This window comes from Desnuesiella massiliensis (assembly GCF_001403615.1).
In the GTDB taxonomy this organism is placed as follows: Bacteria; Bacillota; Clostridia; order Clostridiales; family Clostridiaceae; genus Desnuesiella; species Desnuesiella massiliensis.
This window is the reverse complement of the sequence record NZ_LN879454.1, coordinates 596,396-607,864: the sequence shown is the minus strand read 5'-3', so window position 1 is coordinate 607,864 and position 11,469 is coordinate 596,396. Positions and strand designations below refer to the sequence as shown.

At 39.5% G+C, this 11,469-nt stretch carries 13 protein-coding genes; 1 reads left to right on the top strand and 12 read right to left on the bottom strand.

The annotated features are described in order from the left end of the window. Positions 1-10 precede the first annotated feature (10 nt). From BN2665_RS06550 to BN2665_RS06520, 7 genes are all read right to left on the bottom strand, one after another. Positions 11-331, bottom strand: a complete 321-nt coding sequence (locus tag BN2665_RS06550; RefSeq protein ID WP_277995585.1) for a hypothetical protein — start codon at positions 329-331, stop codon at positions 11-13. A gap of 12 nt (positions 332-343) precedes the next feature. Further along, positions 344-544, bottom strand: coding sequence for a mercury transporter (locus tag BN2665_RS06545; protein WP_457920574.1), 201 nt, complete (start codon positions 542-544; stop codon positions 344-346). Between the two features lie 76 nt (positions 545-620). Beyond that, positions 621-1,454 (bottom strand): conjugal transfer protein TrbL family protein, encoded by an 834-nt coding sequence (locus BN2665_RS06540; protein WP_055666300.1) that lies wholly within the window; start codon positions 1,452-1,454, stop codon positions 621-623. 62 nt (positions 1,455-1,516) lie between these two features. Further along, positions 1,517-1,807: a SpoVG family protein gene (locus BN2665_RS06535; RefSeq protein WP_082435818.1), complete on the bottom strand. Its 291-nt coding sequence runs from the start codon at positions 1,805-1,807 to the stop codon at positions 1,517-1,519. Between the two features lie 75 nt (positions 1,808-1,882). Further along, positions 1,883-2,146, bottom strand: a complete 264-nt coding sequence (locus BN2665_RS06530) for a DUF6133 family protein (RefSeq protein WP_074042232.1) — start codon at positions 2,144-2,146, stop codon at positions 1,883-1,885. Positions 2,147-2,222: 76 nt separating this feature from the next. Next, entirely contained in the window at positions 2,223-2,579 is a 357-nt protein-coding gene (locus BN2665_RS06525) for an Mbov_0395 family pilin-like conjugal transfer protein (RefSeq protein WP_028308379.1), read from the bottom strand. 18 nt (positions 2,580-2,597) lie between these two features. Further along, entirely contained in the window at positions 2,598-4,133 is a 1,536-nt protein-coding gene (locus tag BN2665_RS06520; RefSeq protein ID WP_479723323.1) for a VirD4-like conjugal transfer protein, CD1115 family, read from the bottom strand. A 227-nt stretch (positions 4,134-4,360) separates the two neighbouring features. On the opposite strand from BN2665_RS06520, the gene BN2665_RS06515 reads away from it, so the two are divergent. Beyond that, complete coding sequence (locus tag BN2665_RS06515) at positions 4,361-5,182, top strand: hypothetical protein (RefSeq protein ID WP_055666297.1); 822 nt, start codon at positions 4,361-4,363, stop codon at positions 5,180-5,182. Positions 5,183-5,275: 93 nt separating this feature from the next. Here the strand turns inward: BN2665_RS06515 and BN2665_RS06510 are convergent, their stop codons facing one another. The 5 genes from BN2665_RS06510 to BN2665_RS06490 form a co-directional block, all read right to left on the bottom strand. Continuing rightward, a complete protein-coding gene (locus BN2665_RS06510; protein ID WP_242865903.1) occupies positions 5,276-5,626 on the bottom strand; it encodes a TRAG family protein in 351 nt (116 codons plus the stop codon). A gap of 166 nt (positions 5,627-5,792) precedes the next feature. Continuing rightward, entirely contained in the window at positions 5,793-6,155 is a 363-nt protein-coding gene (locus BN2665_RS06505; RefSeq protein WP_028308377.1) for a hypothetical protein, read from the bottom strand. Further along, positions 6,136-6,429 carry a hypothetical protein gene (locus BN2665_RS06500; RefSeq protein WP_028308376.1) on the bottom strand — a complete coding sequence of 98 codons (294 nt, stop codon included), beginning with the start codon at positions 6,427-6,429 and terminating at the stop codon, positions 6,136-6,138. Before BN2665_RS06500 ends, BN2665_RS06505 begins: the two co-directional genes overlap by 20 nt. Positions 6,430-6,431: 2 nt before the next feature. Continuing rightward, positions 6,432-7,109 (bottom strand): hypothetical protein, encoded by a 678-nt coding sequence (locus tag BN2665_RS06495; protein WP_055666295.1) that lies wholly within the window; start codon positions 7,107-7,109, stop codon positions 6,432-6,434. Between the two features lie 68 nt (positions 7,110-7,177). Continuing rightward, a complete protein-coding gene (locus tag BN2665_RS06490) occupies positions 7,178-11,449 on the bottom strand; it encodes an S-layer homology domain-containing protein (RefSeq protein ID WP_055666294.1) in 4,272 nt (1,423 codons plus the stop codon). Positions 11,450-11,469 lie beyond the last annotated feature (20 nt).

Here is an 11,469-nt window from a genome sequence, read left to right as displayed (position 1 = left end):
GTACGGCTCATTATTTATTCATCCTCCATTCATCTCCATAAGCATATGGATAATATTTTTGGCTTCTCGCAAATCGCACCATGTTTTGAACCTGATCCACTACCGAAAGATTTGTCTGGTCTTTTGTGGTCATCATGACAGAACCGATAATCCCCGTAAGGATACAAATTACAGCAGGTGTAACATTATGCGAAAGTATCCATATAAAAAGAGCAACAACTCCTGCACCGATTGATCCAACAATAGATTGCAGAAGTTGTTTTCGTCCAAATCCGGGAAAAATCTCGGTTTCGGTTTTTACTCCCATAGGTATATATAGCTTTTCATCCATTTTCATCCTCCCTTAAGCATAGTAATAAAGCACCAAGTCTTTGATCTGCCAAATGCTTTCGGCAATAATATAGAAAACTACGGTGTTTTTGGCTCGTTTCTTATACTGGGCAGCTTCCTCCTCAGCAGCAGATAAGCGCACCATACAATAAATAAATCTTGCCGCTGCACCTATTCGTACCAAGCTGATGATTGCATTTGAAATGTCATCCATTGTCACCACTGATTAGTCACCGCCTTTCATATAGGTATTGTAGTTTGTATGTCACCATCTAACATCTTTACCACTTCTATTTGGCCAGGTTTTTCGCCATACCGACAAGCCTTACGCTGTGATATACATTATTGATTACACCGGTTCCGCCACCACCGGTTGTGATGAGAAAATCTTGCAGGAATCTCGGTGTCCTGATTGCCAATACCATACAAGCAACTCCCCAGAAGATATGCATATTCAGCATCAGTCCTACGCCTAATTTTGCAAGAGATATTTGTATTACAACAGCAAGTGTTGACTGAAAAAACTTATTGATATATGTTTTAAAAACACCTTTATCATTGTCAAGAAGTCCAACACAGGCTAAAGGTACGCCGATCCTCAAAATCAATATTTCCAGTCCCCTCATAAGGAACTGGAAATACAGCATGAAGTAGCAGATGATAAAAATCAGCCCGAAAATTGCTGTTACTATCCCTAATGAAGAAATACCATTTACCCATGCCTGCCAATCGTAGCTTGTTGCTGCTCCAATGGCTATCAAGAGTTTATTGGTCATATCCTCCACTATACTGCCAAGCCATCCATAGATGGTAGGAAAGCATATCGCAACAGCTAACGCCCTAAAAAAATTGGTGAGCAGAAATAGAGGTTCTTCATCAGCATCACCGTCTGTCCACATTACATAGGTTTCAAAGCCTTTTTTGAGAAACTTTAAGATAATCAAAGAAATACCAAATCCAAATATAATGTCAAACAGAGTTTCTGCAAGATTTACACCGGATACAACAGTCATATATTGTTCGGCATACAATGTCATAGGCACTATATCGGTTAAGAGATTGTTGATATAGGCTATAGAGCCGTTGAGCAAAGCAACGATTAGCATTACTAAAATGACTTCCAAATCTCAATCACCCCTTTCCGGGGGAGTACCTAAATGATACCCCCAAAGGATTTTCGTACCTGCTATTCGTGCTTTTCGTTATTGCTATCTGTTGATGTAATAACCGTTTGATAGGCTTCCAATACGCTTTTTTCTATTTGCTCTCTTACATTGGATTTGATCGGATGGCATATTTCAACATAACTTCCGTCTTTAATCTTGCCGCTTGGCATGGATACAAAAAGCCCCTTTGCTCCATTTACCAGCCGCACGTTTTTGATGATAAAACCTTCATCAATAATTAGATTTACAACTGCTTTCAACTTACCGTTGTCCTTGAATGTCTTTTTGATTTCTGTTTTGATGTTCATCATAAAATCCTCCTGATTTTTTGTTTAAAAAAGCATTGGCGGTGCTGTTTGCACTGCCAATGCTTTTGATTGAGTCGTTTAGCCCTTGTAGTTAAACATCTCTTTGATGCGTTCTGTAATTGTCGGCAGCACTGTACCATTTATAATAAGATACAGTCCGGCAAGAATGAGTGCACCAAGTACAATGGAAATAAGGACAGTAATTGCAACATCGAGTGTGCCCTGCCCTTCACGATTTGCAAGAGCTCTCTTGGCTCTGCCAAAGGTTTGATTGACTGTTGATTTTACATTGCCAACAGTTACCATAGCTTTGATTTCCGCATTTCTTAGAATGTTTTTCATTGAATAAATCCTCCTTTAAAATATGAATTGATAAAAATAAGACTGTTCTTATACAGTCTGTAAAACGTTTTTAGAATTACTTATAATATCCAACGATGAGATTAAGTGTTGCCGAACCGAGTACCGCACCGATACAGGAAACAATAGCAACGACAATACGGTTATTCCACTTTTTCTGATCCATCTCATCTGCAGCTGATCTGCGGATGAAGAAATAGATAATGAGAAGTCCTGATACTACCGGAGCAAGAACCATTAGCCATGTAGTAACATCTCCAATCAGTTTTTCAGTTCCTTTGACAATCTGGCTGTCTTTTATGTCGTCGGCATAAGCAGGCATTGTGCTCATAAAAGAAACAGCAAGTGCAACCATTCCCGCACTTGCCGTTTTCCAAAGGTTTTTGCATTTTTTCTTTACGGTTTTGATGTTCACAAATTTGTCCTCCTTTCATTATTCTAAATCAGTTTCATTGTTGGCAAATCCACCATTACCTTTTTGAGCTTGTAATTGCATTTTCCTGATAATATCTTTCTGATAGTAAATCCAGATATTCCATAATGCGATTTCCTCATTCGTGTTAGTGATTGCAGGGCGCTTTTTCTCCCGTTCCTCCCGAAGTCTACGGTTGTGTTCCTTGTCGCCAAGCCCTAACATCCTGTTAAAGTACCACTCTGATAAATCCGGAGAATACATGATAGCAGGATGCGTACGGGAAGTGACAATCTGATAAGGCCGTATAATACGCCTGACCTCATCTACATTCAAGAGTTTCCGTTCTACTAAACTGATACTATGAGAACTTGATGGAGTGGAATATTTTGCGTGGTTTGACGACAATTGATAACTTGAAACAGTATAAGTACCCAGCTTTTCCGATATCTCACGCAAAGTATCCATATCATCTGCTTGTAGATACACCCAGGTTTGGCAGTTGGCTTTAATGGTGTCCGAGGTATTTTCATCATACTTCTCTTTCAGCTGTGAAAAGGACTGAATAAACAGATTGAATCGCATACCCCTGCCACCGCCGACTGTCAGCTTATTTGTGAAATCAGTGATGGTTGTAAAGTTTCCGAATTCATCCAAAATGAAATTGACACGCTGCTTTAATCGACCTCCCCTCATATCAGCTAAGTTGGCAAGCAATTCATATTGCTGTGATACTATCAGCGATGCCACCGGATAAAAGGTGGTTTTCTCATCAGGCAGAATAATAAACAATGCCTGCTTTTTCTGTCCTATGTCCTGCAACTGAAAATCGCTCATATGGGTTATGGCATAAATAGATTTGCTCGTAAACAATCGGAGTGTAGTCAAAGCTGAAGTATAAAAGCTTCCCCTTGTCCTGCTGGGCGCAACATCAGAAATAGAGAGTAGGGCTTTGGCAGGATGAGCAGGGGGAAGCTTTTTAACATATTCAAGCAGTGGCATTTTATTGCCGATTGTCTTGACCATTTCAGCAATAAACCAATAAACATTGGTAAGGTTCTGATACTCCGGACGATGCTTGTTATCACATACCACACAGAGTATAGATGCTGCAATAATGGAACATTCACCATTGGTCCAGATCTTTTCACCTTCCGGTTTGCCAACAAGATTGTTTGTCAAATCCCATGCCAGCATTTCAGCCTTATCGGTATCACCTGCATTAACAGCATTGATGATTGGCTGCAGTAGATTATACCGCTGACTTTTCGCAGGGTTTTTGAAATCCAAAACCAGAACCTCGTAGCCGAGTTTCTTAAGGAATTCAGATGTATAGTCAAACAGCTCAGCCTTTGGATCGCTGACTACAATGGATTCCCCTGCAAGTCCAAGGGTACAAATAGATTGAACTACCAGATTTCGAGACTTACCGGAACGGGTAGCACCAATACACAGCAGATGGCTGTCCTCGCCGACAAAATAGATGCGTTCTTTGTTGCCTTCTTTCTTTACACCGATGACAACACCTCCTTGCTGGGTAATTTCACTCATAGGCATCAACTCCTTTCATTGAAATTGCATTACTAAATTGAAGCCATTGCTTTATTTTGGTAAAATATTTTGTATATACAAAAAGCACCTCTACTATAAGAAAATACTTTGTAACGATAGAGCTATTTGTTACTTGATGAAATCAACATCTACCATAATGTTATAAAGCATGAAATGTTGAAATGTATAAGTTGATAAATTTAATAAAAAAACGGAAAGAAAGGTGAATATATTTGTCAAATAAAGATATAGTAAGTATTTCATCCCAACAAGATTATAAAATAAGTTTTGGTAAAGTATTTATTTTTATGATTATTTTAATGGTATTGGAAAAAGTTGTGTTGTTATTTAAGGATAGCCCTCCTTTATTCAATGGTGCTGATATGATGTTTCATATTTTTGTCAACATATTATCAATTTTATCCCAGTTAGCTGCTTCTATAGCCGCGGCAATAATATTCTTCTTTTGCATAGAATTTGTAAATAAAAAGAAAGACTTAGCTAAATATATTGATTTAAGAAGAGACTTACTATTTATGCAGTATTCATTCATGGAAATACTTAGTCTATGTAGTGGCTTTGAAAAATTAAAATTAGGCAATTTAAACAAGCGATATTATGATGCAGATACTATATCTTTATATAATGAATTATTAGACTTTAATCTTCAGGACAGCAGACGAGATTCTTTTCTGCAAGATATTAAACTGTATATACTAAATAACACTGAGAAATTTCAAAAATATCTGAATACATATCCTATGCATATTCAATCTTTACAGAAGGTAAAAGAATATCGTTTCATTAAAAACAGTGAAGAGCACATTAATGATATTGCTGAGGAATTTGAAGAGACCGTTGGGTATTTAGAAATATATATGAACCCACTTAATACAGAAGAATTGAAAACAGATATGAACTTTACTTTAGACGAGTTGGCAAAACATTATTTAAATTTTATTATGTTGACTACCTTCTTCTGTAGGGATTTAAATGCATTTATGTTTGCTTTGAATAATAAAAAACTTTGGACTTTTATGAAGCTATTAGATTGATCTACTTAGATCAAATTTCTTGAATCCGTTCTCTAAGATTAACATGAACCACCTTTATTACTCTTGTTGATGAAGAGATTGTAAGACCGAATCTCAATCATTCTCGATCTTACTGTTTCCCATAAACTCCAACCCATCATAACCAGTCTTAATCAACTCCATTATTTGAGGATGGTTCGGGTCCAGGATAAAGCTATCAAAAGCTTTATCCTTTTCTTCATCCTTTAGCCACCTTGCCGATCCATGCTGATATTGTCCAACCGGCACAGGAATTTTTATATCTGGCGTTATCTCCACCAAATCGGATTGGTATGGCCGTAAATTGGTGAAGAAGTACATCACAGCCATAACCAGAACAAATCCCTGTAAGCACAGAAACAGCATTAAATGCTGTCTGCTTATAAATATACTTTTTAAACATTCATTGATTGGCAATAGCTTCAATACAGTCATCTGCCTTGATAGTAACATATGGACAGCGGTGGAAAAAAAGATGTTAATAAACCCTCCAGCCGTGAAAATCATAGAACAGATGATCAACTTCGGTTTTGTTTTCATCTTTCCGAATCCTCACTTTTCTCGTTATAAGCGTATACCAGTTTCAAGCCGTTCACCTCTCAATCTCAAGTTCAAAATCAATCTCATTAAAGGTTTCAAACCCTGTGTCCATCCCGGCATCATCAAGCTGCTTTAAAGCCTCCTGTCTGGCAATAAATTCAGGATCGGTTACAATGCCTTGCTCTATGAGTTCATCAGCGACAATGGAAGAAGAAAGCTCATCAGTAAAACAGAGATTTTCACCATCTTTCTGAGCCATATCAATAACAGTTTGAGGCAGGATTTCTTCTGCCATTTTCTTTGGCATCATCAGCCCCTTTTTGTATTCACCAACAATCTCATAAATGCCGATAGCAATCTCTCCACAGGTAATGATGTTTCCCCATATGTTTGGATTAGGCCTGCTGTCCGGCATATGTTTCACCTCCGTCTATATAAGGCATAAAGGCAATGGCACTCAAATATTCCATGCCGAGCCTTGCTATCATTTCATTCTGATTCTTTAATACAGTATCGACTGTATGTTCTGTACAATATTTCATCATATCTTCCACATACTGCCCAACATCCAGCCCGACAGGGTTTTGCATATACTGTTCTTCCGACATATTTTCAATTTGCTTGTTTAGCTCTGCCTTATAAGCCAGAAACCTTGCTATAGCAATTACTTGATTTCTCTTATTTCCCATGCTTAACCTCCAATCTCCATGTCCTGCCTGAATTCATCTTCAAAGTCAAAGTCATAATCCCTACCTTGCAGTTCGGGAACAATGTCTTCAATTTTCTCGATCATTCTACCGACAGAAAGCATATCGTCATTGGAAAGGTTATTATCAAGCATCGTAAGCTTGACAAGATCAGAATGAAGAATCATCAGCTCTGTTTCGGTAAACAGAGCCTTTTCATCCACCAAACCGGAACGGATGGCAAAATCCTGTGTGGCTGATTCTTTATTGTAGAAAAATTGTCTTTGTAGTGGCTGTTCACTCTCAGGAGCCATGCGATAGGTTGAAAATACATAACCAAACAGGTGATGCAGCTTACAGGCTAAAACTACACCGTTATATTCAGCCAGCTTATATGAACCGTTTTTGAGTTTCTCATCCTTTTCTGTATAAGGACACTCAGTGCATATACCGGCTTCAACTGCCGTTTTCTTGGCGGTTTCCTCCAATAAATTAAAAACTTTTTCCTTAACTGAAACAAACGGGTTTCGCTCGATCGTATCAGCTTTGGTATAGAATGCTATAAGCTGATTTTTATAATAAATATCAGCAAGATAATCGGAGGAAGTTGACCGTTTCACATCAAAGCCACGCCTTGCAAGCTGCTCAAAAAAGCATCTGTAGAAATCCATTTTAGTCCGCATAAATACACCTCCATTAAGAAGAATAACCGCCCTGATATTTTTCAAGGCGGTTATCATCATGTTTCTATCTAATCAAAATAGTAATTTACAGAATAGGTAATGTTAGACTTGTTATACATGCAATCATGGTTAGTATAGTAGTAAAACTCTAGCTTGGAATAAGTACCTGCCGGTAGATTTTTTTGGAACGTTATACCATTTTTGGTTGTTTGATAGTCAAGCTGATCCCATGTATTTGTTTTAATGTTATATCCCCTTACTCGTCCAAAATCACTTCCGCTATGTCCGCTGACAGGCGGTACAGTAAAGGTGTATTGCGTAATAGTAGCTCCCTCCAACCCGTTTTCCATGATAACTGAATCCGGGCCAGTAAGCACCATACCGCCGCCATTTGTGGAATCTGCCACGAAAAATACAATAGCCGACCATGATGATTCAGCTCCGGTACTGTCAACTGCCTTAACCTTCACTACATTTTTGCCCAGTGGATAGACATAAGTTTCAGCAGGACGGTTTTCCCAAACATAGGTAATGGCATCCCCATCTGCATCATTGGAAGTTGCTGTGATTTTAACAGGTGTACCTGGTGTAACACTGTTTCCGTCTGGCGTTCTGGTAATCACAGGTGCAGTAGGTGCAGAATTTTGGATAGTAAAGGCCACATCCGACCACTCGGAAATACCGCCATAGTTGTCTTTTGCTCTTACTTTTATCGTATGAGTACCTACAGGATAGTAATTGTCCTGAGCCTTTCCATCGTATTCATAGATAATTTCATCACCATCTGCATCGGTGCTATTAACAGAAACATTGACAAGAAATTTCCCGTCTTTTGCGTTTCGTGTAACATTTGCCACAATAGTTGGCTTTGACGGTGCTGCATTGCTGATAGTAAAGGTTACGTCTGTCCAGTCGGAAACACCGCCATAGTTATCCTTTGCTCTTACCCTTACCGTATGATTACCAACGGTATAATAGTTATCTTCAGCCTTTCCACTATATTCATAAGTAATTTCATCTCCATCGGGGTCGCTGCTGGTGGCATAAATCTCAACAAGAAATTTACCACTATTAAATGTACGGGTTACATTGGCATTTGCAATCGGCTTTGTGGGAGCTGTATTAATTACTTCAATGCTCTGTTTTGAGGTGAATGTTCTGCCAAGCTCATCAACAACAGTGGTACTCAAAATATAGTTTCCCGGTGTACTGATTGTCACAGTTCCGCCGTTGTTTCCCAAATTACCCTGTATATTGCCATCCAACGGTATAGATTGCCCGTCTTTTTCAAGGCTCCAAACAATATTTTTGCCACCAGGATTTGCAGCCTGACTGACTGTTACTTCAAATGGCACTCCGGTTCGTACACTGCTCGGCATTGAGAAATCACAGTTTATCAATGGGTAAACGCTAATTTGTGCGCTATAGCTGAAAATTTTGCCTAAAGCATCGGTCATTGTTGCGGTAAGGAGGTATTCACCTTCCTGCATTAGACGGATTTTCCCACCTTGTTCATTCATTGTTCCATTGACTGACTCATCCCATTTAGCAGGCTGACCGTTTCTCATTAAACTCCATTCAATCGGTAGCACTCCCATATCGCCTGTAGCGCGAATATCAATATCCGTATCTGTATGGGCAATCTGAGGAAGATTAAATTCTATGGAGAGGACAGGGAGAATCTCGATCTTATTTTCACAATTGAATTGGAATACCCTTCCGATTTCATCTGTCACACTTGCTTCAATGCCATAGTTTCCGGCAAGTTTGAAACGAATGTCTCCACCATTATTCCCAAGTGTGCCGTCAATATAGGTATCCCAATCCTGAAAACCTTGCATATTGTTCACATACCATTTAACTGTCAATCCGTCCATATCAGCAGTTGTAGTGTTGACGGTAATAATATCATCGGTATGAGCAGCTTTGGGCAAAGTAAATACAAGCTGCGGAACCGGATATACCTTGATTTCATTACTATTTTTAAAACTTCTGCCCGTTTCATCGGAAGTAGTAGCTGTCAGCGTATAACTGCCTTTTTCAGTAAAGCGGATATTTCCTCCATCATTTCCGAGACTGCCTTCGATATAATCGGAAACAGCAACTTCCGTTCCGTCCTTTGTAACACTCCATACAACAGAGAGCTTACCTGCTTCAATAAGCTGTGTTTGTACTGTGACTGGCTTATCTGTATGAGTGGTTTTTTCTATTGTAAAGTCCATGTTGATCACGGGATAAACCATAACTGGTGAGGTGTATTCAAAACTACGTCCGGTGCTGTCTATAACCGCAGCCTTTAAATGGTAGTCCCCCTTTTCCTTAAAGCGGATAGTACCTCCGTTATCGTTAATCGTTCCTTCAATACAGTCGTTCAAATTAATCTCTTTACCATCTTTCGTCAAACTCCAGCGAACCTCAAGCCCCTGTGTTTCCATGAATGAGGTTTTGACTTCTACAAAGGTATCGGTATGTGCAATTTCCGGCAAATAAAAGCCTGTAACTGCCACCGGATATACAACTGTACTTGCCTCATTAGAAAATACCCTGCCTGTCGAGTCAACCAACACAGCTTTTAAGGTATAGACTCCCTTTTCTTTAAAACGGATAGTACCTCCTTCATTGGAAAGCGATCCGTCGATACAGTCTGAAAGTGCCGCATCCTTGCCATTTTTGGTAATGCTCCATACTGCTTTCATATCCCCGATTTCGGAGGATGTCACCATTAGGGCAATCTCTTTGTCGGTATGGGTTGTTGCAGGCAGGGAAAAGGCAAAGCTCGCCACAGGGTAAACAGTAATTTGCGCAGCAGCTTCAAATTTTCTGCCCGTTATGTCAATGACAACAGCTCTAAGAGCATACCAACCTTTTTCTTTAAATTGAATATTGCCACCTTCATTGGTAAGATTTCCATTGATACAGTCCTTTAAACTAACCTGTTCCCCATCCTTTTCAAGCTGCCAGACAATATCCAGATTCCCTAAATCCTTGCTTTCTACCGTTACGTTTACCGTTGAATCGGTATGTGCTGTTTTAGGCAAATTTAGTGTCAACTGTGGCACAGGATAGACCTGAATATCGGCTTTTGCTGTGAACTCTCGGTTCGTTTCATCAATGATGGCGGCAACAAGGGAGTAACTGCCACTTTCCTTGAAGCTGATAGAACCTCCATCATTATTCAGATTGCCCTCAATATATTCACCCCATTTTACTTGCTTTCCGTCCTTAAAAAGACGCCATGTTACATTTTTGTTATCTTGTACCACCGCTTTGACTTCAACCTCTTTATCGATATGCGTCTTACCGTTAAGATCAATGCTTATATCTGGAACAGGATAGATTTTGATTTCCTTACTGAAAGTGTATTTTTTATTGCCATAATTGGTTGCGGTAGCCGTTATTTTATAATCTCCCGCCGCTTTGATGCAAATCTTACCGCCATCCTTGTTGAGTGTTCCTTCCAAATCATCCGTTGCAAGTGACTCTGTATCTTTTTTCTGAATTGTCCACTCAAGATTTTTTACATTGCTTAAAGTGGTCTTTACCTCAAATGGTGTATCTGTATGGCTGTAATTGGGCACTGAAATTTCTACCTTTGCAGCAGGATAGCTTGTGCTGCCACCACCGTTACTGCTGTTGTTCGACTTCTCATCCGGCTTGGTTTTTTCCTGATCGTTATTGTTTTCTGCCTGTTCCTGTGAGATACGCTCTATAGCCTCAGAACGACGAAGAATCATTGCAAAGGCTTCCGCTCTGGTACTGTATGCCATAGGACGCACGGTCTTGTCGGGATAACCATAGGACAAACCATATTTTTCTGCAACATTGATATATCCCTTATCTTCTTTGGTAATCTGACCGTCATCAACAAAAGGCGTATCTTCTGTCATAGTTTTAGCCATATCTTCTTTGCCTATGGAACGTACCATCATGCGGATCATTTCCATACGCCTGATAGGCTGGCCAGGCTTAAAATCTTTTCCGTAATCATCTTTTACTATTACTTTGTTTTTGACAAGAGCTTCGATGAAGCTCTCTGCCCAATGCTTGTCCGTATCATCAAAGGTATCGGGATCAGTGTGGGCATAACCCTCCAGCTTTAAGCTATAAGTCAGCAGACTTACAAATTCACTGCGGGTAATAGTCGCATCAGGTCTGACCGTGCCGTCAGGATATCCGTTTACAATGCCTTCCTGTGAAAGCTTTTCAATGGTTTCTCTTGCCCAGTGATTCGAAGCATCAGGGAACACTTTAAAAGCAGCATAAGCAGCACTGCTAAAAAGGGTTAAAATAAGAGCGATAGCAGCAACAATTGCCATCGCCCGTTTTAATGTGTTTTTCATATTCAATTTCCTCCGTTTAT